Origin of the sequence: Desulfovibrio cuneatus DSM 11391, assembly GCF_000430005.1 — a bacterium.
Taxonomy (GTDB): Bacteria; Desulfobacterota; Desulfovibrionia; order Desulfovibrionales; family Desulfovibrionaceae; genus Frigididesulfovibrio; species Frigididesulfovibrio cuneatus.
This window is the reverse complement of record NZ_AUCY01000017.1, coordinates 74,049-98,069: the sequence shown is the minus strand read 5'-3', so window position 1 is coordinate 98,069 and position 24,021 is coordinate 74,049. Positions and strand designations below refer to the sequence as shown.

Sequence of the window (24,021 nt, the reverse complement as noted above, 5' to 3'; positions counted from 1 at the left end):
GATACATGAATATGAAACAAGAGATTTCGGTATAAGCCACCAAAGCTAACCCACATGGCTGCTACAAAATGTGCGAAAAATTCTGGACACTACCACCCTTTTATTCTTCCCATAAACATTGCTTTACGGTATGGCCATGCCTTTTTCCCTTCCAGGGGCAGGCGCAGCAGTGGGTACAGCACGTTGGCCAATTTGAACCACAACGGGAACTTGTGCTTGCGCAGCAGGTGCATGCGCCCCAGGGCATAGGCCTTGGCCTTGGCTGGCAGGGCAGGGTCTGCAAGGTTTGGTTCCGGGTGGTACACAAGCACATCGCTGGTACGACTAACAGGTGCACCTGCGGCAATCACCTGAAGAAGAAAGTCCGTATCTTCCCCGCAGCCATAGGGCAAGCCTGTGCCAGGGCCAAGTTCTGGGTCAAACCAGATATTTGCCAATGCTTCCTTACGGTAGAACTGGGTGTATGTTTCACCACGATTAAAAGCAGTTTCTCTGGTAATGCAGGGAACGGTTTTTCCCCTTTTAGTTTTCATGGCAGGCTGGGCATTCCAGCCCACCACAAGCCCCAAGGCATGTTGATGCTGCTGTAGCAGAGAAACGACACTGGCGAGTGCCTTTGGAGCATACCAGCAGTCGTCATCAGGGAAGGCTATAATATCGCCTTTTGCCAGTGGCACTAACGCGTTGCGTGCGGCAGAAACCCCTGTTGAAGGCAGGGAAATGCGCATTATAGGCATTGTCGCCTCAAAGGGGGCCAGTGCTTCCGCCAAAAAATCCGAGGGATTTTGGTCTGCAAGAAGGATTTCAAATTGAGTATAGGTCTGGTTTTGCAACGACTTGAGCAGGCGCACTAAAGGGTCAATGCGTCCCACGGTGGCAATAAGCAACGAAACCAGCGGTTGCTTGCTTCTTTCCGGGTGAATGTACTGTATTATTTCCGGTGGGATGTATTTTGTTTGCGAGAACCGGGAAAAGAGCATGAACCGGATTTTACGCAGGGGAAGGAGGTACAGGTTCCAGTTGTGCCAGCATTGGCGCAGTGCCACAAAATAATAGCGCAAGGCCTGTAGGGGGTCATGCTGCACATATGCAGCCAGAACAGCACACCGAAATTCCAGTGCAGATAAAGCCTTATGCTTTACTGCTTCTGGCAGGTGTGCCCGGTGTATGTGGCTGAGCATGACTGCCCGTTCATGGGTAATTGCCTGGGCGGCGTTGAGGCTGGCATTATTTGCGTGTAGCCTGCAATAGGCCACGGCTTCTTTGACCTCATGCACTTTTACGCCGGGCAAAATATGCAGAAAGAAGTCTCTGTCTTCCCCATGGGAAACGGCGGCATTAAATTGCAGGGTGTGGTTAAGCAATGACTTTTGAAAGCAAAGGCAACAAATGGAAAAATAGTGGTGCATGAGCATGTTGTGGTATGCGTTGCTGCTTTTGCAAAAATTCTTCCATACTTCTGGCGCAATGGAAAATGTTTTGTTATCAAAGCGGCAAATGGTGCCATGCACAAATGTAATGGAGGGGTCTTGCAGCATGGGCTGCACAAGAAGCTGCAAGGTGTTGGCTGCCCAAAGGTCGTCTGCGTCCAAAAAAGAGAGCAGTGGTCCCTGTGCATGCTGCATACCTAAGTTGCGTGCTGCCGAAACGCCGGCATTTTCCTGGGAAAGGCACTGAATACGGCTGTCTTGAAGGGCAAAGGCAGCAGCAATGGAAGCGGTGCCATCCGTTGAACCATCATCAATAATAAGCAGTTCCCAGTGGGGCCACGTTTGGGCAATAACACTGGCAATGCTGGATGCAATAAATGACTGCGCATTGTATGCAGGCATGATAATGGAAATGAGTGGCTGGTTCATTTTGGGGCAGCTTTTGGGCACAGGAAAGGGTTGTTTAATAGTGGCAGCACAGCACAAGGCATTTGTTGAATAGTGTTATTGTTTTTCACCAGCTTGAAAAAATCCATACTTGCGCAGGCGTCGGAACACAGCGATTTCCCAACGGCTTGTTCTTTTGATTCGTTGGGGCTGCGCGAGCAACGGCACTTGTGAGTGCTGCGCCATGCGGGCAATAAGGCTGGAAGTATATTGAAAGATATTGGTGGCGGCAATAATCCAGTTTCTGGCTTCTGTCAGGGCTTCAAGGCGTGCTTCATAGCTCTTTTCTTCCAGAACGTGTTCAATGGCAGCAATGGTCCCGGGCACATCGTTGTAATCAAGTACACAAATGGCTTGCCGGGGAATGTGCTGGGTAATATTGTGTGCCCCGCAGTAAAGGGGAAAGCTCCACCCCAGCAGGCTGTCGCTCAGTTTTTCAGTCCAAAAGTGACTGATGACATTATTTTCAAGCACAATATGATACTGATAGTCATCAATGGCTTCAGCTTTGTCCTGAATGTCTCGTACTCCACGGCCAAAAACGTCCAGCTTGTCGCCAAAATGGTGTTTGAGCGCTTTTACAAGAGCCTGCCGCTGTATTTGCTCTGGGGTAAATGTTTTGGTGGAACAAATAACCGAGAGTAACTTTGTTTTGGCAGGCGGGGGCATATGGGCAAAATCGTGCAACGTACGGAACCTGTTAGAAGCCACAGGGGCCTGGGCTTGTAGCCCGTAGTGCCAGTTTAGGCAGGGGTTTGTTATAAGGCATGTTCCTTTAAAGCCCGCTGGCGGGAATGCCGAAACAACAATGCCAAATTGGTTCAGGTACCGGGGGGGGTAAACCTTCACTGCCGGGGGTTCTGTAATAAACAGTATTCTGCGCTCTTTGGGGACCCGTGTACAAAAATTGTCCTGGGGCTCATCCAGCACTGCCAGCCACTGTGGTTCTTCAGCTTGTTCTGGTACTTCATTCAAATAAAATTGCTGTGTACCAATACGCCCGGCACCATCCTCTGTTTGACGGAACCAGGGCCATGGCACGTGAACAGTTGCGAAAAGGCAGGGGGAAGGAGTGTTCATATTTGTGTTGCGTGGAGTTGGGGTAAAAAAGAAGTATGCACGAAAACATCATCGCCACAAAGCCGCGCTATGTGTTTGAAATTTTTGTTGAACAGAAAATTTCTCACGGCATCATCACCGTACTTCGAGAGATCGTTTTCCAGAATAATGCATTTTATGTGTACCTTGGAAAAATCTATTCCCCGTAGCACTTGCAGTTCATGGCCTTCTACATCCAAAGAGATAAAGTCAACTTCGGTAATGCCATGTTCCTGCAGGACGTTTGCCAGGCGAACCTGTTTGAGCACAAGGGTCTCAGTTTTACAGTTGTTGTCTAATTGTGCTAAAAGCGTATCGCTTTGTACCCCTGAAAGGGCATGGCGCCAGTCATCTTCCACAACCTGGACAAAGGAAACTTCTTTTTCCTCTTCCCCAAGCAGGAATGGGAAACAAGGTGTTGTGCGTTCTGTTTTCCAAAGTTCACAGAGAGCGGATTGAGGCTCAAAGGCTAAACCAGTCCAGCCTGCCCGTTCAAAGAACAGCGTATTGTTGATGTCAAGCGGGTGGTTTCCCCCAATATCAAGAAAAAAACCATGCTGTTTTCCGGGAAAAACAACGGTATCAAGGAACCAGTCTTGCCCCCGCTGTGAATGATATTTTCCGGTAGGAATGAAGGGGGCCATTTGGAAGGGTTTTATCCACATTCGAAATTTTTGATAGTGATACTTTTGGGCAAAATAAAATTGATAATAAGCTGCACAGAGAGAATGCCAGATGTTTTGAAAATACAAAAACTGAGAGGGAGAAAGGACCTTTCTTAGTTTCGTTTTGACAACTATAAACAATGAATCCATAGAAATACCTACCAAAAATGAAGAGTGTTGACATTTTGCTTAGGTTAAGAAAGGATACGAACTGTTTTGCTGGATGTTATTTTTCAAAGCGAATCATAGCCACTTCTTTATCACCTGTCGAGGGAATTATGCCTGCTGGTTTTTGCCCAAGTGGTACTGTTGATGTAATTATTCCGCTGTATAATGTAGAATTGTTCATTGAAAAGGCCATTGCTTCTGTCCAAGCCCAAACATACCCTGTTGCACGGATTATTGTTGTGAATGACGGCTCCACAGACGGTGGCCCTGCCCGTGTAGAAGCCATGGCAGAACACGATAGCCGCATTACACTGTTAAGCGGTCCAAATGTTGGGCTGAGCGGCGCGCGTAATAAGGGCGTTCTTGCCAGCACCGGTGAATTTGTGGCTTTTTTGGACAGTGATGATGTTTGGCACCCGGAAAAGTTGCAACTCCAAATGGGGCTCTTGCAAAAATCGCAGGAACTTGCCTTTGTTCATTGTGGTGTCAACTTTATTGATGAGCATGATGCGCCCACGCAAGGGGGAGGAGAACAACTGCCACAAGGGCAAGCCACATTTGATAGCGTTCGCCTTGGCACCTATGCGGTTACAGGTTCTGCTTCCGCCGTTGTGGCCCGGCGTGAAATGTGCATTGCTGTGGGCTTGTTTGATACTGCATTTACCTTTGGAGGGGAAGATGCAGACATGTGGGTGCGGCTTGCAGCCCTGGGGGCCGTGGCCTGTGTTCCTGTTCCTCTGGTTTTTATCCGTATTAACAGGCAAAGCTTGCAGCGTTCCATGAGTGCGGCAACGCGGGCAAAGTCGCGTGTGGTAAGCCGAATGATGGTGGCTGAAAAGTGGAAGGATGATGCCGCTTTTGTGGCTCAATCCTTGCCCATACTGCGGCAGGAAGTATGGGCTGTTATGCGCTGGTACCTGCTGGCCCCCAAAGAACTCATGGCTTTTTACGACGAGCTGAAAACTTCCCCCTATGCGTTGGGAAAGCTCTTGTTTGCCAATAAAATAGCGTACATTGCGTTTGCCTACCGCAAGATGATGCAGACCGTTTTTACGGTGCTTTGTTCCCCAAAAGAGGGGTTGCGGCTGTTCAAACGCCTTGTTCAGGAAAAATGGCGTATTCGCTAATCAAGACTATTTGCAATGAATATGTTGTACCCTTATCTGTGCTCTAAAGATAATGCTCGCATTCTTCTTCCCCGCGGGAAGTCGCTTTAAGACTATTGTGCAATAGTCTTTATTCTGAAAAGAGACTCTTCTTTTTAAGGTTTTTATCTGCCCAAAGTTTAATGCGGTGCACAAAGGGGTTACCTGTTCTGCACAACTCAACAATACGTGGATACGGGGAGTTAAGGACATTGTTATACACAGCAACATCTCGTGTATTTGCCAAGGGTGTGCCCCTGAAAATAGAAAGTCCGCCCTCCCCCCATTCGGAGGGGTCCCTGTAGCTTAATATTGCTTTTTTTTTGCACAACAAGCTAAATATAGACTGGTCGTGCCTATGATGCCTGAAATCTTCACGTTGTTGCTGCCATGTTGATTCGTCCAATGCTCCTGGCATGCAGGCAACCGTCAGGTATTCTTGAAAAAAAGAACGCGCCTCCGGGCAATTTTTGACAAGAAAGTAGCCAGCAAGTACTTGATGGGTGCAGGCATGAATGCTTTCATCCACTCCCATCATGGTGAACAACTCTCTTTTGGTAAACATACTTTCGGGAGAACAAACGGTAAATGGCAATAAAAACGTGCTGAGACTTTCCAGCAGGGTTACAAGCGGGCGAATGCTGGAAACATAGTATGCCCCTGCGTCACAATAAAAGAGATAGTCACCTTCAGCCATTTCCTCTAAAGTTTTCAGACAAACATACGGCTTCCACAGCCACAGACCTGCTCCGCGCTTATTGCTCAGAATTTCGGCATGTGTATTTTGAAACTGAGTATCCAGGTCCTGTGGGCCATAAGAAATAACTGTATCAGCCTTGCCAATATGCTTTGCGGTAAATGCATTCACGGTTTGATGAAGCGTAAAATTATCCGTTGCGTAATTAATGGCGTAAATTTTCATAGAGTGTCAGCCTAGAACTAGTTGTTTCAGGGCAGGTATCCATTGCGACCAAAATTCGGGGTTGTTTTTTTCAAAAGCATGGCAACCAAAGGGTAGCTGGCCTGCCGTTCGCCTAAAGGCATCTTCTGGGTGCTGCTCAAAAGAAAAGGCAAATGCCTCCTGTATATCTGGCATTTTCATGCCGTAAATGGCAGATAACACCTTGGCAAACAGGTAGTCTTCATTATTGTTTGCCCGATAAATTCCATTTGCCAAAGATATGCGGCATCGACAAAAAACTAAGAGTTCACGGAGCCATTCAAAGGGTGCTTGTGTAATGGGAATGTTCTGTAACTCTCGTGCTATGTAGCTATAGTTCCACTGGCATTCTTGTTGTAGTTCTCCAGAAAGGACTTTGATAAATGTAGCAACCTTACGCAGGGAAAAACCGCCATTGCCACAGACTTGCTTCACTTTGCCGGTGCTTGTGTACCAAGGAGCCCCAATATACTCATAGCCTTTTTCGCACCATTGATTGAGCTCATCCCGAAAAACCCATGCATCAAGCTGGTAAATAAGTATATACGTGAATCGGCTGAATCTCTCATAAAAGAATAATGATTTCATAAGATTATTGTACGAAGCGACACTTGTAAAGCATTTGTCATTAAATCGCTCAATCGCTGCTGATGCTCCTGCCTCTTCTAAAACCCGCTCATAACATGCGGTATTCAAGGAAAGAGGGCAAGCAATAACCAGGGGTTGCCTCTTCAACACGGTAATGCACTGTCTAAAAGAAGCTAGCTCCATGAGACTTGGAGTTGGCGTATAGAGTATAACAACTACTGCCGCTTGCTGAGGCGGCTGTGGGGTGCATTGATGCACGGAGCGTTCTGAACAAAGAGTTTGGTTCATCTTTTCCATGGAATTTACAAACGTGCCTTTATGTCCTGTAGTCGCCTTTGCCTGCATTATACAGTTGTCCATTTCTGACTACCTAAACCACACCGGGGGCAACCCGCGCAGCTTGCGTATGGAGTCAAGCAATTTTGCCGCCACACGTGAGGAAAAAACAGTAAAGCAGGTGGAAACAAGTGCGGCTTTACCCAGCTTCATGATTCGTTCTTTTTTCCAGACATGCGGAAAATAGGAGCTTGAAACACGGGCACATTCAAGTTCAACACGCAGCCGGTTTTGTGGGAGTGAAGAAACTCCCCCTTCATTCATGATTGTTACCAGAATGTCCAGGTCAATAGCCTCATCATTCTTCCACACACGGCAAAGCCAATCGTAGTCGGCAGCAATACGGTAGTTGGGGTTGAACCCCTGGCCTGCAAAAATTCTCCTTCGCTGGAACAAAGAAGAAAAAGCCGCAGGCATTATATATTCCAATCGCTCCGGGTTGGCGTGCACATTAGGAACAGAGTGCAGGTGGCACATGCCGGATGCATCCAGCATTTTCATGGCACCCGCGGCAAAATTAATGGCAGGCTGTGCCTGTTGCAGGGCATTCTTCACGTGTTGCAGTGTGGTGCTTTCCGCCAGCTTGTCGTCGGCTCCCAAGAATAGCACCCACTCTCCGCGTGCACGTTTCAGTGCTTTGTTCCAGGCATCATAAATGCCTGTGTCTGGCTCACTCACAAAAGAAATTGCAGGAAGTTTGTCCTTGTACTGGGCAACAACGGCTGCGGTAGCATCTTTTGAGGCACCGTCTTGCACCACAAGCTCAAAGTCTTTGCAGGTTTGGCTGGCGAGGCAGTCCAGTAACTGGGGCAAGCAGGTGGCCGCATTGTAGGTAGCGGCAATAATGGTAAACAGGACAGGTGGCTCTTGTGAGTGATCCATTGTTTCGTTTTCTCGTGGGCGCAAAAAAGTTGGCAGTGCAGTATGGTATTGAATCATCGTATTTCCCGCACATTCAGCAAACGCTTCTATTGAGTGAAAAAGAACACGCTCTTTTGTTGCTGGTGGGCCACCGTTAGGTACCTGCCGGCGGCGTGGCTTTTTTAGCCATAACAAGGGTGCTGGAAAGCCATTCCTTCAAGAGCCATTTACATGTTTTCAGCAGGCCCTGTGTTTTTTCACCGCGAACAGAATGCAGTTGCTGCACTGCGATATTGGCAGAAATAACGTTCGTGCATCGGTTCAGTGCGTGCACATAAGGAGTGAAAATAGCCTGTGCATGTACTTTGTGGATTTTTGCCTGATAGCCCCGGAGCCCCGAAGAATAATAAGGGCCAACAATGTGCTTAAACCCATGGGCATGATAAAAAACCAGTGGAACGCCGTCCACCATGGTGCTGCCCCCGGACATTTCTACGTGAGCATCCGCTATGTTCCAGGGGGCAAGGCCACCACCTGCATGCTGCATAATATGCACGTTTTTAAAACGGGTGGGAAAGGTGTCTAAATATTTTTGGTCAGCAAAGCGGTCGCCTTCCAGCTTGTCACCACACCATTCAAGGCAAGCACTCCTGTACCATTCCAAGGCCTCAAGCCCTTCCTGTGTGTTGGCAAATGTAAGCCAGCTTACATTGTAAATGCCCCAGCAGACAAGGTGGGCAATGTGCCGGGAAAATTTGTGGGGGGTAAGCACCACCGCAGCTTCACCCGCTTCCTCAAAAATGGGTTCCGGGGAGGAAAAAAACAGCATGTCTGCATCAAGGTAGGTAATGGCGTCTATGCCTTCTACCGTGTGCAGCAAATGCCATGGCAAACAGGGGGTAAGGGTGAAGTAATATTCAATAAGGCTGCGGGTGGGGCGCACTGCCAGCAGTTCCTTGTCTGCCGCTTCAAGCTCTGCAAGGCGCAAAAGCCGCACAAAAGGATACTTGAGTGCTGCCAATGCGGCGTGGCATTGGTCGCTCAGGCATAAAACATGGACAATGGCTTGCGGGCAGTGTGCGTGCAGGCTTTCAAGCATAACCATGCCGCGTGGCAGGTAGTTATGGTCAAAGTAGGTGCAAAAGTGGCGTGTGGTCATAAGTACGCTTTCAAGTGCCTGGTATAATAATTCAACGTAGTTGCAAGGCCCTGTTCAAGCGGCACCTGCGGAGCCCAGCCCAGTTCTTTGCGTATCAGCTCATCTTGGGAATAGTAGTCACCAATGTCGATTTTTTTACGCTCTGCGGGGAATTCCTTCAGCAAATAATTCCCGCTGCCATGCACGGCAATAAGTATGTCTGCCAGTTCTTTCAGGCTGACTACTTTGTCGCCGCCAATGTTATACACCTTCCCGCACGCTTGCGGCGCTTGTGCTGCTAGTAGTAGTGCCGTAACGCAGTCATCCACATACGTAAAGTCGCGTAGCTGTTCGCCGCCCCATACTTCAAAGGGTTGCCCTTCCAAAAGCCTGCGAATCCAAATGCCCACAAATGTTTGGCGGGCATCCTTAATACGCATGCAGGGGCCATAGGTATTTGTCAGGCGTAATATGGTGGAACGAATGCCATATACGGTGTTATAGAGCAGGTGGTACCATTCTCCGGCCAGTTTGTTAATGCCGTTTATATCTACCGGGCGTAGGGCGTGTTTTTCGTCCACGGGCAGGTAGTCCGGCTTTCCGTAAATTTGGCGTGTGCCGGCAAAAACAATACGTATGCCGGGGTTATGCAGCCTGCACGATTCCAAAATAAATAACTGTGCCCTGCTGTTTATTTCCAGGTCGGTAAAGGGGTCTGTCATGGAATCCATGTGGCTTGTTTGCCCCGCAAGGTTGAAAAGGAAATCCTTTCCTTGCACAAGGTAGCGCATGGCGTGCTGGTCGCGCACGTCGGCAATGTTCAGCGTTATTTTGTCCCGTATGTCGGCAATATTCTCAAGGTTGCCGCCGTATTCAGGAATAAAGCTGTCCACCAGGGTTACGTTGGCCTGCATGTGAACAAGGGTTCGCGCGAGGTTAGACCCAATAAACCCCGCCCCGCCGGTAATAAGCACATTTGCGCCAGAAAAATTCATGATTCTTCCTTACGCCCCGGCTTTGGCCCAGGCCTGTATGGTTGTGCAAACCCGCTCCACCTGCGCATCGGTTAATTGCGGGAACATGGGCAGGCTGACAATGGTGTGCATGATCTGTTCTGTTACGGGCAACCCTTTGGGGGCACATAATACGCGCCCGGCATAGGCAGGTTGCAAGTGCACGGGTACAGGGTAGTGTATGGCTGTGCCTATGCCGTGCTCTTGCATGTATTGCATAAAGGCACTTCGCTCTTTGCATTGCACCACATACAGGTGAAAAGCATGCTTGGCCCAAGGGGCCACCTGTGGCAGGCAAAGCCCTGTGCCAGCCAGGCCGGAAGTGTACACACCAGCAATACGAATGCGGGCGGCTGTGTCTTCCGCCAAATGCGTAAGCTGCACGCCAAGTATGGCGGCCTGCACAGGGTCCATGCGGCTGTTTATGCCCGGTATTGCACTGATATACCGCTCCTTCCAGCCATATTGGCGCAGGGCACACACTTCATTGTGCAAGGTTGCTGTACTGGTGGCTACGCCCCCGGCATCACCCAGGGCGCCCAGGTTTTTTGTTGGGTAAAAGCTGAAGGAAGCGGCTTTGCCCAACGTACCCACCATTTTCCCTTTGTACTGCGCACCGTGGGCTTGGGCGCAGTCTTCCAGCAAGCGCATGTTGTGCCGCGCGGCAATTTCTGCCAGGGCGTCCATGTTGCAGGGGTGGCCGTAAATATGAACGGGTAAAACAGCCGCCGGGGTCACCTGAGGGAGCGTTCGCACAAGGTGCTGCACGGCTTGCTCAAGTGAGGCGGGGCACATTGTGTAGTGCACTGGGTCTATATCTACCAGAACGGGCATTGCCCCGGCCCGCTCAATGGCACTAACCGTGGCAACGGCTGTGTGTGAAACGGTAAATACTGCTTTGCCGGGGCCAACGCCAAGGGCGCGCAACATAAGTTCAATGGCATCTGTGCCGTTGGCACAGGCGCTGGTATGGGCTATGCCAAGGTAAGCGGCAAAGTCTTTTTCAAACTGCTCCACTTCGCTGCCCAGAATGTAGTAGCCACTGTCCAGGGCGCGGGTTATAGCCTCCAGAATGGCTTCTTTCCTGGCGGCATACGCCGCATGGGGGTTGGCAAAGGGTATATTGGCAAGGGGCATTGGTTCTTTCCATTTGGCAAGAATGATGTTGTTAAAGCCGACGTTTTACCGCCAGAAAACCATAAAAACCTGCGGGGTCTACAGGTGATTGATAATCAGGCAAACAAGTATACCTGTTTGCAAACAGGCTGGCAACACGACAACGGTTCAGCCACCAGCAAGGGCGCAGTGCTGAAGGGGCAGCTTCATGCACATGCTGCACCGTAAGCTTGTCGCGCGCTGGTAAAAACGGGGTGCGGTCAATAAGTAGGGCGTCTGGCGTGCACGCAAGCGCTTCTTGCAGCACAGCGTAAGGGTCGTGCAGGTATTGCAGGATACCTGAAAATACCATGACGTTAATAGGATTTTTGGCGAAGCAGTCCTGAATGCTTTCATGGAAAGTGCATGGCTGTGGGGCAGCTTGTTGCATTTGCAAGAAGCCTGCATTGGGGGGCGACACGCTATGCCATGTTACATTGGGCAATAGCTGAACAATGTGGTTGATTTGCTGCTGCCTACAGCCCAAAGTTCCCCCATAATCAAGCACATGCAGGGCTCCATTGTGCTGGGCGGCAACAGCCATGAACCCTGCTACAAGAGGCCAGTCATACTCTTTCTCGTTGCACAATGCGCCATGTTGTTGACACATGGCTTCATGTTGTTGGCATTCAGGTGCGTCAGAACCTTTTTCCCCACAGGCAGCACAGGCGCTTTCCCAGTTGGGGTAATCGCCTTGCCACGAAAGTGGTTCCGAAGGTCGCTGGCCTTTTACCCGAAGAATGAACCGGTACAACGCGGGTGGGAGCCAGTCTATAATTTTGTGCTTGTTTTTTTGCACAAGATGATGTTGCAATATACCCTGCTTTAGCCGTTGCAAAAGAGATTGCGCCCCTGGGCTAAACCTACGATGGAATTGCATATCCAGGCTTCTGATATGCGGGTCTTCTTCCACAGGCTGGGGGGTAACGGTAACAGGGGTTGTGGTCATGGGCACATCAAACAAGTCGGTAACGCCCACATTACTGCCAGAACCGTCGCTTCCCTCGTGTTGCACAAGCGAGCGCCCCGGGTGCAGGGTATACATGTCATGCAAATAGGCTGTTGCACGCCAACGCACGGCCCAGGAACTTACCATGCCATGCTTCACAGCACGCAGCATTTCTGTGTAGTTGTACGAATCATTGGCGTTAAAAGCTGCATTCAGGCCTTTTTTACGTAATTCCTTGAGCAGTAACCCGGCGTCTGGTTCAAACAAATCCCAAGCACGCTTCCACGTGCCCCAGCCAAGGCAGTCCGTTCCTTTTAAGAAAAACGTTTCAGGCAGCAGGTGGTTGTCGTGGGGGAAACTCCAGCCAAGCACAGAAGCAACTTTGGGGTTGTCTGCATACAGGGTGAGGGCATCGTTCATATAGCGCAAAAAGTAGGGTGAAGTGGTCAGGTCGTCTTCAAGCACAATAACGCTGCCAGCGGTGGCAACCACCTGGTTTACCCCTTCAATAATGCTTGGGGCGAGCCCCCTGTTTGCTTCCTGCTGGCGCACGGTAACGCTTTTGAAGCCCACAGCTTCATGGGCAGTGTGCACCACCTCCATGCAGCGCAGGGCTTCTTTTACATTCCTTGGGCCGTCGCAAAACACATAGAGGTCACTCTCGCTAGCCAGTTCATTGGCAGCAAGGGCAGCAAGAGTGCGCTTGAGGTGCTCCGGGCGGTTGAAGGCAAAAAGGGCTATGGGTGCGGGCATTGTGGCAGTTCTCCGTTTGTACAGAACATGTTGTACCATGCTCAGTGTGAAAAATAACAGCAAAGAAGCAGGGTTATTTATTCCGGGGCGGTTCTTCCTGTAATTGTATTTCCATGGCTCGGTAGGCCCTTGGCACCCTGAGTTGTCGTAAGAAAATACAAAATGCATCCCACCGTGCGGTTGCTGCCGGAATATTGCCGCGGAGCAAATGCTTCACACAGGACAGGAGTAAGCGGATACTGCCTTTTACGCCATACCGAAGGGTATTTTCTGGAGTTCTGGCAACCATGGCCAAGTATTGACCCACCAGGGAAAGGCTGTTCTCCCGTTCACTGGTCCGAAACTCCCGGTTATGGCAGGCAAAGGCACTGGGTACTATGCCTATTTTGTACTGGCAGTGTGCTACTCTGTCCAGGTAGTTGCTATCTTCCCCATAGTGAAAAAAAAGGGGGTCAAAGCCACCCACAGTTCGCAAACACGTGCTGGTAAGCAGCCAGGCAGCAGCATTGACGAATGGCACACTATATACCTGTTGCAACGGCCTGTTCATAAGGGTGTCAAAGGCAATGTGACCAGCTTCCCCTTGCTGCACGTAACTGGCATACCCTTTATCAAAAAAGGTTTTTTCCCCATTTAAGTGCACAGGGCTTACTACCTGGTATTCCGGGTTGTTTTTTTGCACCGCAATAATTTTCTGTATGTCCTCAACGCTGATTTGCGCATCTTGATTCAATAAAAATACGTAGTCACAATTATTTTGCAGGGCTTTGCGCAGGGCAAGGTTGTTTGCTCCGCCAAAGCCCAGGTTGGTGGGGGAGGCGATAAGGCAAAAATGCGGATACTGCTCCCGCAACAGGGCAAGGGTATTGTCTTGTGAAGCATTGTCCACCACCACCACGCGCCAGCCTTCCGGTAATGTGGTAAAGGCAGGTGCAAAATAGCTTACCCACTGCGCCGCGTTGTATGTTACGACAATAATATCAACCTTGTTCTGTTCCACTTGCATACCTGCATCCGTTCTCAACATGGAATTTTTGGGAAATTCAAGGAACCACCAAGCCGTTACAGAGAAAAATGCCGTACGTTATCGCAGGAGTTTATAGCACTTGCGAAAGAACTGCGTCATTTTCCAGGAGCGGGACTGGTAGATTTGCTGCAACTTGTTGTGGCAGGCCAGCAATTCGTCATAGGCATGGCTCTCAGCCATGCTGCCAAGCAGGAGCCATGCCTGTTACGGCCTGCAAGGAGCTGGGGAAAGTTACTGGGTATTCTTTCTTACAAGTCCCAGCTTTTTCCTGAGTGGCCGTGAGGCGTTTTTAAATGCATGGAACAGGTCCTTAAGAAACTTGCCATGTTTACAATAGGCTGCATAGAGAATTTTGGCCATGTGCACCCGGCTTATGCTGTTGTATAGCCCGAGATGCTTTTCCACATAATGTTTTTTTTCTGGCGTTATTTCGTGGCCGTTCCTGGTGAAAAAAATGTGTGTTTCTTGCAATATCTGCGAGTCCTTTAGCTCGCCAAGAGGCAAATTCACATTGCCCGTATTGACAAGCGTTACCGGTTCGCCACTGATGAAAAAGGGAATGCCCATTTCAATGGAGTAATAGGTACTGGAGCCAACTCCGCTGCTGCTTGTATAGGCAAAATGACGCACAATATCATACCAGCGCTCTGCAAACCGAATGTCTGTGCCATTGCCAGCCGTATACACCGGGATATTGTTTTGCAAAAAGAGCTTGTATTGACCGTTGTTTATGTCATGCATATGCAGGCAGACACACACGGGCTGCAAGTGCTCAGGAAAGCCTTTCAGGTGCTCAATGTAGCGTTCTATGTAGCCATCCTGCAAAAGGACATCGGTTGTGGAGTGCGGTGGGAACACCAGTGTTCCTTTGGCCACAGGCGACTGGGTGATGTTATTCTTCCTTCTGTACCAGACGAAGGGTGAATACATACAGTGGCAGGGTTTATCCGAGACTGTTTTAAACAGGTCCACCGCGTCAGGAGAGTGGTAAAACTGCACAGGAGCGTCATGCGTCAGTTCATGGGGTAAAATGGTGTCATATTGCAGTGCCCCTGCGCCATGGTCTGTATAGCAGTAGAGCGGAAGAAATGACGGATAAAAGGCAAAATCACGCATGTGAACACCAAAGGAATACACCTCTGCTGTCCAGTAAACCCATCTCGCCAGCCCAAGGTCAGTGCCGGAAGGAGCGCACAGGGCAAGGAGGGTTTCTTCATCATAGCCTTTATAATCAAATGCCATTGTTTACACCTATCTCAAACTTGGGTTGCCATTTGCTACAATTGTCTTTCGCAAATAGATATGTCTTCATCAATTCACTAACAGCCTGTCAAAACGCATCTTTTGTTATGATGTTATTTTTTTGGATTGAAAGAATTTCTTAGTGTTTGGGTGCCCAGACGAGAACGGAACGTGAGAAAAAAGGATTATTAGTAAAAATCTCAGCTTCTTCTAATAAAATTTCAATTGTACTACCGTTCATAGCTTTCAACTCGGAGCAGAACGATGTATTATATTGATTCATTTTGAGATATGCCGTGCACATTTTCCCGTATAAAGTAGTCGTATCGAAGTAGCTTACAAACGGTTCAAAATGTATGACAAATTTTGGCTTATGCTGTAAAATATCATGCACCACCTCGTGTGCCGGGCGACTTACTGTATAGATAACTGAATTTGTGTACATAATGCTGTTTTTGGGTATGCCGTGAGAATGAGCTAATGGTGAGAGTGTTAGGTCGCACTCTGCAACACAAATATTCATTTTTTTTCTTTTGGCAATTTCATAAATAATTTTACGTGCACTAGGCATTTTTTCCAAAGCAAACAGGGGTAAGTTAGCAAAGTCGCTTTGTTCGCCTAAGCTAATTATTGTTCGTCCTGTACCAGCGCCAATATCAACGAGGGCACCAGCAGGAAGGTATTTGGCAATGTAGGTTGCAATGACGGCATTATCTAGCGCATAAATATCGGCAATGGGCAATTGCTTAAATTGCCCTTGTAGTGAGCAGATTCCCGAACGGCTCTCTGTATATAGTGCTGAATGCAATGCGTGAAAATCTGTTAGTGTTGGGTGATTTGTCAAATATTCATATTGTGGCGCGTAGGTTTCAATTTCAAATTCACGTTCAATGTCTTCTCTTGTGCGTTCTGGTCGGGACCATTTTTCAAGCCCAAGTAGGCGATCTGGCCATTTAGAATATTTTGGCAAGTCATTTAACGAAATGTCTGGTGCCTTTTCCCATAGCTCTTTGTATTCTGCCGGGAGATTATTAAAGCTCATTGCGCAGGCCCCACACTTTTTCAAAAGCGTTCACGACATCGTCCAGGTCTTCTTTTTCCATGCTGGGCAACATAAATTCGTGGGTAAGTATGTCCCCGTGGTGCAACGTTTCGCAGTTGGGGCAAAGGCCTTGCGTGTAGGAGTGTTGTGGGGCAAGGCTGAAAGGCCATCCATTGTGGCCAATGGCCTGTTTGTTCTGAAAAATAGGCAACAAGTACAAAGGCCGGGCATAGCCAACGCCAAGCTTGGTGCCTTCTTTTTCGCGCAGGGCAAAGTGCGGGAGTTCTGCTTTGATTGCCGCAAGAACCTTGCTGGCCTGCATGCCAGCCTGCTGTTCGTTGAACAGGCAGGCGTGCACGTAGTACACGTGCTTGGCCCCGTGGCGTACCTTGGGCATGGTCAGCCCCGGCAAATGGTGTAACCCTTTTTCAAGGTAGGCAACGTTCAAAAGGCGCTTTTTATTGAGCGCTGCAAGCTTGGGAAGCTGGCAACGGGCCACGGCAGCGTCCAGCTCTGTCATGCGGAAATTGTATCCGAGCATGTTGGTGAGGTTGGTAACCCCCAGGCCTTCAACTACCGCTTCGGCATGGTTGCGAATAAGGCACAGCCGCTGGGCCAGGGCATCGTCATTGGTAACAATAACGCCCCCCTCCCCGCAGTGAATGTGCTTATGGTAATTCAAGGAAAAAATACCAATGTCACCCAAGGCACCTGCCGGCTTGCCATGCAGGGTGGCACCGGGTGCCTGGGCGGCATCTTCAATAACGAGAATGCCATGTTTTTTGGCCAATTCGCCAATGCGTGTTGCGTCATGGGGTTGCCCGAACAGGTCCACAACAATAATTGCTTTTGTGCGTGGCGTAATTTTTCGCTCTACATCGTCTGCATCCAGGCAAAAGCAGTCTGGTTCCACATCGGCAAAAACTGGAATAGCCCCGTAAAACAACGGGGCTGTGGCGGAAATACTCATGGACCAGGGACCAACAATAACTTCGTCGCCTGGGCCAATACCTGCCGCCCCAAGGGCACAAATAAGGCCTGAGGTGGCAGAATTAACAGCAATGGCGTGTTTTGTGCCGTAATGCTCGGCCCATTCACGTTCCAGGGCTTGTACTTCTGTGCCACCCATAAACTGTTCATGGCAGGCACCAAGGTAGCGGGAGAGAATGCCGGAGTCTATAACGCGGCACGCAGCTTCCTTTTCTTCCTTCCCCACGGTAACATAGGCAGGAAACGGTTTTGTTCTTACAGGTGTGCCGCCATGCAGGGCAAGTTTCATTGCTTTATTCCTTCAAGTAGAAGTGACTTCGCCATGAGTTCAGCCACTTCCCAGTCTTCTTGTGTGTCCAGGTCTTGAACGCGCTTGCGGGGTAAAAAAACAGGCCGTGTTCCCGGCACTACAAGCCGCTTGCTTGCCAGAAAGCTGGTAACCCTCACCCAGTAAAATTGCCCGGCGTCGTGGTAAAATTCGGGCAAATCTTGCGAGCGGGTCAACTCATATTCCGGCCAGTTAAAGGCAAGGCCGCCGTTGGCGTCCAAGGTCAATGCGCGTAATATGGGAAAGTCGAAACCCGTTACCGACATGGCCGCAGGGGCCCCGCTTGTTTCAAGCTCATGCAGGCCTTGCTGCAAAAATTCGGGGAGCAAAAAAGGAGCAGTGGGGTAAATGCAGCAGGCATATTCTGCGGCAATGCCTTCAGCCGCCAGGGCGGTCAGGGCATGCTCAAACACAGGGGCTGTGGGGGTGTGGTCGTCTGAAAGGGCCGCAGGCCGCATGAAAGGGCATATTGCCCCCCAGTCTTGGGCCACTCTGGCAATTTCTTCCGAGTCTGTGGAAACCACAATATGAGAAAAGATTCCGGCTGCCTTGGCGGCAAGAATGGGCCACGCAATCATGGGCTTTCCGGAAAATTGGCGGATATTTTTTCCTGGAATGCGCTTTGAGCCACCACGGGCTGTAATTACGGCGATGTTCATTGCAAGGCTCAGGGGATAAATGATAATATCAAGGCAACAAGCTTGGCAGGGGCTGCGGCATGTAGAGCAAGTTCTGGCCTAGGGTGCAGTGCCCTTTGTGCGGAGCATTGCGCAACCCAATTTGCTACCATTTTGGGTAGTTCTTGCACGTTTTGCGTGTAGCATAAACCATCCAGAAAGGCAAACCGTTGCAAGGCTTCTAGGCGCACGCCGGGTTGCATTGAAAGCACGGGCAAGCCCATGAGCCAGGCTTCATACAACAGAATGGAGGCCATGCCCGCAACGCCGTTTACGGCCTGCAAAACATCCCTCCCTTGCGTAGCGTGAATCACCGTGCCCCCAAGGCTGCTACACGTTGCGTCCCAAAGGGTGGCAACTTCATGAGTGGTTTGTTTTGGGTGGGGCAACAGAGCAATGTGCACTGTACCCGCATAAGGCAAAAGCGCCTGGGCAAAGGCGTGCAGCACAGTGTGGTCAGTAAAGCCAGGGTGCCCTGGTGCAGTTACATCAGCACCGAAGATAGCATGAAAAGGCTCACAAACAAAGGCAAGGCACAACTTCTCTTGAGGAAGGCCAAAATGGGCCTTTGCCGCCTGTTGGGTTTGAAACAGCGATGATTGCAGATGTTTTGCCACTATTGCAAGGCCGGGGTGCCCTGTAACCGCAAGGCACTGTTCTGGAATACCTTGGGCCATGGCTGCGGCCTTGGCGTCTTCATCCATCACAGCATAGACGTCTGGCAACAGCATTGCCTGGCCGTCTGTACAAAGCCGTGCGCTGTAAGAGGCCCAATTGTCCAGCACATGAATGACAGGCACGTTGTGGCTGCGGGCAAGGCGGGCCAGGTGCAAGGGGTATGGGTCGCTGACGCTGGACCCAAAAACAAAAGCCTGGGCTTGGGGCATCAGGCTCGCTACGGCATCAGGCTCTATACGGTACGGAATAAACTCTTTAGGGAGTTCTTTTCCCAAAAAACCATGGTTCACCACGGCAAAGGGTCTGTTGCTGCCACATAATTCATGAAGTATGGGGGCAAGGGCCCTGCTGCCACCGGGGTCGCCTGCTGCAAAAAGGATCATGTCTTTGCCTTTGCCAGAATATCTTCCATGAGTGCCTGTGTGCAATAGGCAGAGTGCAGGTTGCTTTGGGGCAGGCTTCCTTCGTTGGCGCTTGCCACAAGGTCTTCCAAAACTCTGTCCATATAGCGCTCAAAGGAAACTTCACCAAAGGGCGAAGGCGTTACCGGGGTAAGGTCGTAAAAGCCGGGGAACAAACTGTTTTCCTGAGCAATTTCAGCCGTGGCCTGCTTGCCCCCATGGTGGATAGAAAAAACACCCCGGTCGCAAACGGCATCAATGTCGTTAGAATGGTAGCACAGTTGGGCCCCAAAGGCTTGCACCCGTTGCCCTGTGGAAAGGCGCAGGGTAAATGCAGGGTTCTCGGAATCGCGCCCCCGTTCTACCCAGTCTATTGCATAGGCAGTGGCACCTGTAACATAGAACAGTTGGTCTAAAAAATGGACGCCATTGCGTGCCAGCCCTGGGGAGTATAAAAGACGCAACAAATGGCAGGTGCCATACTCCTGCGTTTGTATCAATTGTTTGAGTCGCTGGTAGGAGGGAAGGTAACGGCGAAAATAATTAACGCATACCGTCGCATTTTTCTTGTCTGCCAAGGTGATAAGGGCTTGCAGTTCATCAAGCGTTTCTGTTGGTGGTTTTTCCAGCCACAGCACACGTACCCCGGCCTCAAGGCAAAGGCGGGCATGGTCAAAGTGGTCGTGAGTAGGCGAGCAAATTCCCACCATTTCCGGTTGTAATTGGTCCAGCATGGCTTTGGGGGTCTCAAAAACAGGCACCCCCTGCGACCAGTCACTGAATCCTTCTCTATCTGCTCTCTCTGGTGAACAACCACCAACAAGTTGCACTTCCGGGTGGCGGCGCATGGCCCCGCCCTGGCTCAGGGCAAAATCTGTGGGGGGTCTGCCTTGGTCATATTTCCAGGCAATATTACCAAGGCCAATAAGGGCGGCGCGCATCATGCCAGCATGTTCCAGCTAAGTGGCGTGCCCATGGCAATGGCGCAGGTGCATTTTTTCCCCAATACATCGTGGAAGTAGCGTGTATGCAGCCCATGCCCAGGCCGAATGCTGCGCACATTTTCTTCCGTAAATATCTCCCCTGCCTGCATATCTTTCACCACAAACAAGGAACGGCGGAAGACAACACTTTGTTGCTCTTTGGCGGTACGTGTATAATTCACTTTCCCAAGGGCTTTTTCCGCTGTGCGCACATCCTGTACCATTTGTTTAAACTCTTCAGGCTGCATGGAAAAGCTGTCGTCTGGGCCACCATCCGCGCGAGAAAGGGTAAAGTGCTTTTCAATAAGGCACGCCCCTAGGGCAACGGATGCTACCGCCACGGCGCTGCCTGTGGTGTGGTCTGAAAGGCCTACCGGGCAATCAAACAGTTGGCTCATGTGGGCAATGGTGCGCAAATTGGCTTCTTCCGCCGGGGCGGGGTACGAACTGGTGCATTTAAGCAGCACTAGCTCGGTGGTGCCGTGTTGGCGCAAGGTGGTTACTGCCTCATCTATTTCTGCCACCGTGGCCATGCCGGTGGACATAATAACCGGTTTTTTGGTGCGGGCTATTTTCTGGAGCAAGGGAATATCCACCACCTCAAAGCTGGCAACCTTGTGGCAAGGGGTGTTCAGGCTTTCCAGAAAATCCACAGCCGTAGCGTCAAACGGTGTAGAAAAGCAGCCCATGCCCAGCTCTTGGGCGAGGCCAAACAAACGGGGGTGCCATTCCCACGGGGTATAGGCTTCTTTGTATAAATCGTGCAGGGCTCTCCCTTCCCACAATGTCCCTTTTATGCGGAAGTATTCGCTATCGCACGGAATAGTCATGGTGTCTGCGGTGTACGTTTGCAGTTTAATGGCATCAGCCCCGGCATCTGCGGCGGCACGAATAATGGCTTCTGCCCGTTCAATATTTTGGTTGTGGTTGGCAGAAAGTTCGGCAACCATAAGAATTTTAGCCGGGATTTGGGATTTGTTGCATCCTGCAAAGGAAAAACTACAAGTCATGCCATTCATCCTTTAGTGTCACGGTAACGTTTGCTGTAAGCTGATTGTCATTCAGGGTTGCTTGTGAAAACTCTATGCGAAAAGCACCGTGTTCTATAAAAGCAGGAGGGTATCCCGGTGCATCCAGCATGCGGATGTAGTCATACGCTTTCTCAAGTGAATTTACGGCGATAAGATTGCTATTTTCAGGCTTGCGCCGCTGGAAGTAAACAGGTTCCCCTATTTGTTCCACAGGCTTGGGAGACAGAGTACAAATTTGAAGAATCATTTCTTCAATTATAGGCACTGAACGGCTGAAAATTTCTTCTGCCGTTCCTTCAAGCGAGAGAGGCGCTTTAAGATAAATTGCACCAGCATCAAGGGCTTTTTCGCATTTAAGCGCAGAAATCATGGTGTTTTTAACGCCCTGGTCAATAAGATTCTGCAATGGGCTTCCTCCCCGCCCGAAAGGAAGGTCGGTCATGTGAAAAATAACAGTATCATAATTTTTCCATACGGATTCCGGAATAATCCATGACCAATGCGGAACAAATATATATTGAGGAGATAGGGCTGCTAAATCCAATTGCAGTAGTTCATCTGGGGTAGTTGCAAGGAAAAAAGAACCAGGGTGTTTCTTTGATAATCGTTCGGTGATTCCTGCATACCAAGGGCGTGAGGCGGCAACAATATAGTTCTTGTCCATCAAAAGATGCTCCGACATAAAACAAATGCTTCAGCAGCAGTATACCCGCATTGGCTACCACGAAATCGGGCTAAATGCTCAACTGCTTCAAAACTACGTGGATGGGGCCATGGACGCATTTCCGATGCATACGCTTGGAGGGCGTTTTGTTTTGCATCAAGGAACGATTCAATATTGACATATACAGTGGGATGAAAGGTTGTTCTCATTCCTGGCGGTGCATACTCTGTACTGGAGAGCACTTCAAAGCTTAAAATAGTTATTGGTTGAATTCCCGGCAGAGGGCGAAAAGCCGTCATAACCGCATTGTGAGTGAGAACATGGTCAATATTCAGATCCCCAACGTGGTGAGTAAAAATAAGATCTGGCGAAAGGTCATGGGTAATGCTTTCTATCGCTTTAACAATGTCCAACAGGGCAATGGTGTCAAACCGGTTATCAGGGAGGGCCGCAAAGCGCACATCCGAAATGCCAAGAGCCGCAGCAGCTGCTAATGCCGAAGTGGAAGATGCTGTTTGAGCGGCGGCCACTTCCTGTTCATTGCTTTCTCGGGAGGTAGGGCCTTCCCCCAGTAACAGAATGCTCACCTCGGCTCCTGATGCGCGCATACGGGCCAATGTTCCGCCGCAGCCAAGCATTTCGTCGTCCGGGTGTGCGGCAATCACAAGTAGTTGTTTAGGGAATAATTGTAGGTTGGATGTATGCATTTCACTCCATGGATTCTAAAAAGAAAGTATTATGGGTGTTTTTTGGGGGGGGTATGAAAACTTTTTATCGTTTACTATCTTTCTTGTCACCAAAGGATATTATGCTTTTTTCAAGAGTATGAAATCTCGTTTCGTTTCGTGCGGACGGGTGCATTTTTCAAAACCAAGATTGAAAAAGATGCTTTTCGACGCATCATTATCTTTATGGCACCATGCGTAAAAACAGCACTGGTTGAATAATTTTTTAACCTTTGTGCAGCCTGCATTGAGGATGTGCCCGCTAAGGCCTAGTTTTTGCCATCGAGGGTCAAGTGCTATTGACACAAAGAAGTTATTGTTTTTTTTATCAAAGCGGACATACCCTAAAACTGTCTGAGAGTCTTTGAGAGTGGCAAGATAAAAAGGTTCCTCTTCTCGTTTGCTTAGTCTGTTCTCAAACCAAAGTTTGTGTTCCATCAGAGAAATTTGCTGGGGAGAAAAAAACAAGCTCCTTACAGCAGGGTTATTCGCAATGGTATATAATGCGTTCATGTCAGTTTCAGAAACTGGCCGAAGCTCTATTTGTTGTTGAATCATTTGCCCAAGCACGCGCGATGCCCCTTTCCCATCAACGGTGCTTTGATTGTTCTTGCGTTGAACTATTTGCTTGTGTTGCGACACGATAAGATCAGTTAGATTTTTTTCACAAAGTGTCAAGGCAACTTTTTTTTGCTCAAGGTTTTGCACAACCAACGCTTGATTCTCCGCCACTTGCACCGTTAAAAAAGGGACACCCAGGCAGCACAGTTCCCAGCAGGTACTGCCCCCCGCGGTTATGCACACATCTGTTTGCAGAAATAGCTGCGGCATATTCTCCACCCGCGGCAAAACCACAATATTCGCCGGGCACTGGTGCAATGCCGTGCGTATGGCTTTTTCCTGCATGACTCCGGCAATAACGCGCAAGGTGCAGCCTGCAAGCTCTGGGCTGGAAAAGGCCGGGGCAAGTTGGGGCAGTATGTGGGAAAAATCGCCCCCACCAAGGGTTAGCAACACCTCTGTGGCCTTTTCTGGCACCGGGCGTTGAAGGGCCTTTTTTCGGGCTTCTAAAAATTCATTTCGAAGTAGGGCAAACCGGGGGCCAAGCAGCTTCTGCCCAATATTGCCTGTGTATGCTAACTCTTCTGCCCCAATATTTTGATTCAGTAGAATGTCGCAGGAATATTCCGGCAAGTGGGCGTAATCGTCAATGACCAGCAATTTATAGCCAGCCTCACGCACAGCCTTGTGGCAGTCTGGTCCAATGTGGTAACCATCTAGTGCTACCCAGTTTTGCGCCCCACATGATGCAAGGTCTTGCAAAAGCTTGGCAGGGCTTTCCTGGGCCGGAGGTGGGCCATCCTGCAAGGTAAAGGCGATAGCTTCACTTTTCAACCGTTCCAGCACCCAGGGCACAGTAATATGGCCCACTAAACAAACAGCCAAGCCGCTAGACTTGGCTGCCTGTGCAAGGGCAATACACCGCATAACGTGGCCCGTGCCCATAGTGGGGGTTGCGTCTGCGCGAATGACTACCATAGGGGAGA

22 protein-coding genes are annotated in these 24,021 nt (G+C 49.7%); 1 reads left to right on the top strand and 21 read right to left on the bottom strand.

All coding sequences use genetic code 11. The features are described 5' to 3' along the window. Positions 1–89 precede the first annotated feature (89 nt). The 3 genes from G497_RS19015 to G497_RS0105255 all read right to left on the bottom strand — a co-directional run bounded on the left by G497_RS19015 (position 90) and on the right by G497_RS0105255 (position 3,790). Positions 90–1,859, bottom strand: a complete 1,770-nt coding sequence (locus G497_RS19015; RefSeq protein ID WP_156907944.1) for a glycosyltransferase — start codon at positions 1,857–1,859, stop codon at positions 90–92. 75 nt (positions 1,860–1,934) lie between these two features. Further along, positions 1,935–2,957: a glycosyltransferase family 10 domain-containing protein gene (locus tag G497_RS16860; RefSeq protein WP_051257863.1), complete on the bottom strand. Its 1,023-nt coding sequence runs from the start codon at positions 2,955–2,957 to the stop codon at positions 1,935–1,937. After that, complete coding sequence (locus G497_RS0105255) at positions 2,954–3,790, bottom strand: FkbM family methyltransferase (protein WP_084516008.1); 837 nt, start codon at positions 3,788–3,790, stop codon at positions 2,954–2,956. The genes G497_RS16860 and G497_RS0105255 overlap by 4 nt, the downstream gene beginning before the upstream one ends. A gap of 128 nt (positions 3,791–3,918) precedes the next feature. Here G497_RS0105255 and G497_RS19010 point away from each other — a divergent pair, with 128 nt between their 5' ends. Continuing rightward, positions 3,919–4,935, top strand: coding sequence for a glycosyltransferase family 2 protein (locus G497_RS19010; RefSeq protein ID WP_051257862.1), 1,017 nt, complete (start codon positions 3,919–3,921; stop codon positions 4,933–4,935). 109 nt (positions 4,936–5,044) lie between these two features. Here the strand turns inward: G497_RS19010 and G497_RS0105245 are convergent, their stop codons facing one another. From G497_RS0105245 to pseG, 18 genes are all read right to left on the bottom strand, one after another. Further along, positions 5,045–5,875, bottom strand: coding sequence for a hypothetical protein (locus G497_RS0105245; protein WP_027187371.1), 831 nt, complete (start codon positions 5,873–5,875; stop codon positions 5,045–5,047). A 6-nt stretch (positions 5,876–5,881) separates the two neighbouring features. After that, positions 5,882–6,778, bottom strand: a complete 897-nt coding sequence (locus G497_RS0105240; protein WP_156907942.1) for a DUF5672 family protein — start codon at positions 6,776–6,778, stop codon at positions 5,882–5,884. Positions 6,779–6,847: 69 nt separating this feature from the next. Continuing rightward, positions 6,848–7,699, bottom strand: coding sequence for a glycosyltransferase family 2 protein (locus tag G497_RS16850; RefSeq protein WP_034636768.1), 852 nt, complete (start codon positions 7,697–7,699; stop codon positions 6,848–6,850). A 133-nt stretch (positions 7,700–7,832) separates the two neighbouring features. Then, positions 7,833–8,837, bottom strand: coding sequence for a hypothetical protein (locus G497_RS16845; RefSeq protein WP_051257859.1), 1,005 nt, complete (start codon positions 8,835–8,837; stop codon positions 7,833–7,835). Then, positions 8,834–9,811 (bottom strand): NAD-dependent epimerase/dehydratase family protein, encoded by a 978-nt coding sequence (locus tag G497_RS0105225; protein WP_027187369.1) that lies wholly within the window; start codon positions 9,809–9,811, stop codon positions 8,834–8,836. The genes G497_RS16845 and G497_RS0105225 overlap by 4 nt, the downstream gene beginning before the upstream one ends. A gap of 9 nt (positions 9,812–9,820) precedes the next feature. Further along, entirely contained in the window at positions 9,821–10,966 is a 1,146-nt protein-coding gene (locus tag G497_RS0105220) for a DegT/DnrJ/EryC1/StrS family aminotransferase (protein WP_027187368.1), read from the bottom strand. A gap of 31 nt (positions 10,967–10,997) precedes the next feature. Continuing rightward, a complete protein-coding gene (locus tag G497_RS19005) occupies positions 10,998–12,686 on the bottom strand; it encodes a methyltransferase, TIGR04325 family (RefSeq protein ID WP_051257858.1) in 1,689 nt (562 codons plus the stop codon). A 73-nt stretch (positions 12,687–12,759) separates the two neighbouring features. Next, on the bottom strand, positions 12,760–13,692 hold the full coding sequence (locus tag G497_RS16835) for a glycosyltransferase (protein WP_051257857.1): 933 nt from the start codon (positions 13,690–13,692) through the stop codon (positions 12,760–12,762). A gap of 252 nt (positions 13,693–13,944) precedes the next feature. Next, positions 13,945–14,955, bottom strand: coding sequence for a hypothetical protein (locus G497_RS0105205; RefSeq protein ID WP_027187367.1), 1,011 nt, complete (start codon positions 14,953–14,955; stop codon positions 13,945–13,947). A 139-nt stretch (positions 14,956–15,094) separates the two neighbouring features. After that, entirely contained in the window at positions 15,095–15,997 is a 903-nt protein-coding gene (locus tag G497_RS0105200; protein ID WP_027187366.1) for a hypothetical protein, read from the bottom strand. Then, positions 15,987–17,276: a DegT/DnrJ/EryC1/StrS family aminotransferase gene (locus tag G497_RS0105195; RefSeq protein WP_027187365.1), complete on the bottom strand. Its 1,290-nt coding sequence runs from the start codon at positions 17,274–17,276 to the stop codon at positions 15,987–15,989. The genes G497_RS0105200 and G497_RS0105195 overlap by 11 nt, the downstream gene beginning before the upstream one ends. Further along, on the bottom strand, positions 17,273–17,974 hold the full coding sequence (gene pseF, locus G497_RS0105190; protein WP_027187364.1) for a pseudaminic acid cytidylyltransferase: 702 nt from the start codon (positions 17,972–17,974) through the stop codon (positions 17,273–17,275). The genes G497_RS0105195 and pseF overlap by 4 nt, the downstream gene beginning before the upstream one ends. An 8-nt stretch (positions 17,975–17,982) precedes the next feature. Continuing rightward, positions 17,983–19,053, bottom strand: coding sequence for a hypothetical protein (locus G497_RS19000; RefSeq protein ID WP_051257856.1), 1,071 nt, complete (start codon positions 19,051–19,053; stop codon positions 17,983–17,985). Beyond that, entirely contained in the window at positions 19,050–20,015 is a 966-nt protein-coding gene (locus G497_RS0105180; protein WP_027187363.1) for a Gfo/Idh/MocA family protein, read from the bottom strand. The genes G497_RS19000 and G497_RS0105180 overlap by 4 nt, the downstream gene beginning before the upstream one ends. Further along, a complete protein-coding gene (gene pseI / locus G497_RS0105175) occupies positions 20,012–21,064 on the bottom strand; it encodes a pseudaminic acid synthase (protein ID WP_027187362.1) in 1,053 nt (350 codons plus the stop codon). The genes G497_RS0105180 and pseI overlap by 4 nt, the downstream gene beginning before the upstream one ends. Further along, the gene (locus G497_RS0105170; protein ID WP_156907940.1) at positions 21,054–21,767 is read right to left on the bottom strand and encodes a formyl transferase; all 714 of its coding nucleotides are present in this window, start codon (positions 21,765–21,767) and stop codon (positions 21,054–21,056) included. The genes pseI and G497_RS0105170 overlap by 11 nt, the downstream gene beginning before the upstream one ends. After that, positions 21,749–22,456, bottom strand: coding sequence for a PIG-L deacetylase family protein (locus G497_RS0105165; RefSeq protein WP_034636712.1), 708 nt, complete (start codon positions 22,454–22,456; stop codon positions 21,749–21,751). The genes G497_RS0105170 and G497_RS0105165 overlap by 19 nt, the downstream gene beginning before the upstream one ends. Positions 22,457–22,555: 99 nt before the next feature. Beyond that, positions 22,556–24,013, bottom strand: a complete 1,458-nt coding sequence (gene pseG, locus G497_RS0105160) for a UDP-2,4-diacetamido-2,4,6-trideoxy-beta-L-altropyranose hydrolase (RefSeq protein WP_027187359.1) — start codon at positions 24,011–24,013, stop codon at positions 22,556–22,558. Positions 24,014–24,021 lie beyond the last annotated feature (8 nt).

Bases quoted from the DNA above. Each gene is read 5' to 3' on its own strand.
- G497_RS16845 (WP_051257859.1), bottom strand. From the start codon at position 8,837: ATGACCACACGCCACTTTTGCACCTACTTTGACCATAACTACCTGCCA.
- G497_RS0105220 (WP_027187368.1), bottom strand. From the start codon at position 10,966: ATGCCCCTTGCCAATATACCCTTTGCCAACCCCCATGCGGCGTATGCC.
- pseF (WP_027187364.1), bottom strand. From the start codon at position 17,974: ATGAACATCGCCGTAATTACAGCCCGTGGTGGCTCAAAGCGCATTCCA.
- G497_RS0105195 (WP_027187365.1), bottom strand. From the start codon at position 17,276: ATGAAACTTGCCCTGCATGGCGGCACACCTGTAAGAACAAAACCGTTT.
- G497_RS19005 (WP_051257858.1), bottom strand. From the start codon at position 12,686: ATGCCCGCACCCATAGCCCTTTTTGCCTTCAACCGCCCGGAGCACCTC.
- G497_RS0105180 (WP_027187363.1), bottom strand. From the start codon at position 20,015: ATGATGCGCGCCGCCCTTATTGGCCTTGGTAATATTGCCTGGAAATAT.
- pseG (WP_027187359.1), bottom strand. From the start codon at position 24,013: ATGGTAGTCATTCGCGCAGACGCAACCCCCACTATGGGCACGGGCCAC.
- G497_RS0105225 (WP_027187369.1), bottom strand. From the start codon at position 9,811: ATGAATTTTTCTGGCGCAAATGTGCTTATTACCGGCGGGGCGGGGTTT.
- G497_RS16850 (WP_034636768.1), bottom strand. From the start codon at position 7,699: ATGGATCACTCACAAGAGCCACCTGTCCTGTTTACCATTATTGCCGCT.
- G497_RS0105240 (WP_156907942.1), bottom strand. From the start codon at position 6,778: ATGGAAAAGATGAACCAAACTCTTTGTTCAGAACGCTCCGTGCATCAA.
- G497_RS16860 (WP_051257863.1), bottom strand. From the start codon at position 2,957: ATGAACACTCCTTCCCCCTGCCTTTTCGCAACTGTTCACGTGCCATGG.
- G497_RS0105255 (WP_084516008.1), bottom strand. From the start codon at position 3,790: ATGGATTCATTGTTTATAGTTGTCAAAACGAAACTAAGAAAGGTCCTT.
- G497_RS19000 (WP_051257856.1), bottom strand. From the start codon at position 19,053: ATGATCCTTTTTGCAGCAGGCGACCCCGGTGGCAGCAGGGCCCTTGCC.
- G497_RS19015 (WP_156907944.1), bottom strand. From the start codon at position 1,859: ATGAACCAGCCACTCATTTCCATTATCATGCCTGCATACAATGCGCAG.
- G497_RS19010 (WP_051257862.1), top strand. From the start codon at position 3,919: ATGCCTGCTGGTTTTTGCCCAAGTGGTACTGTTGATGTAATTATTCCG.
- G497_RS16835 (WP_051257857.1), bottom strand. From the start codon at position 13,692: ATGCAAGTGGAACAGAACAAGGTTGATATTATTGTCGTAACATACAAC.
- G497_RS0105165 (WP_034636712.1), bottom strand. From the start codon at position 22,456: ATGCATACATCCAACCTACAATTATTCCCTAAACAACTACTTGTGATT.
- G497_RS0105245 (WP_027187371.1), bottom strand. From the start codon at position 5,875: ATGAAAATTTACGCCATTAATTACGCAACGGATAATTTTACGCTTCAT.
- G497_RS0105200 (WP_027187366.1), bottom strand. From the start codon at position 15,997: ATGAGCTTTAATAATCTCCCGGCAGAATACAAAGAGCTATGGGAAAAG.
- pseI (WP_027187362.1), bottom strand. From the start codon at position 21,064: ATGACTTGTAGTTTTTCCTTTGCAGGATGCAACAAATCCCAAATCCCG.
- G497_RS0105170 (WP_156907940.1), bottom strand. From the start codon at position 21,767: ATGTCGGAGCATCTTTTGATGGACAAGAACTATATTGTTGCCGCCTCA.
- G497_RS0105205 (WP_027187367.1), bottom strand. From the start codon at position 14,955: ATGGCATTTGATTATAAAGGCTATGATGAAGAAACCCTCCTTGCCCTG.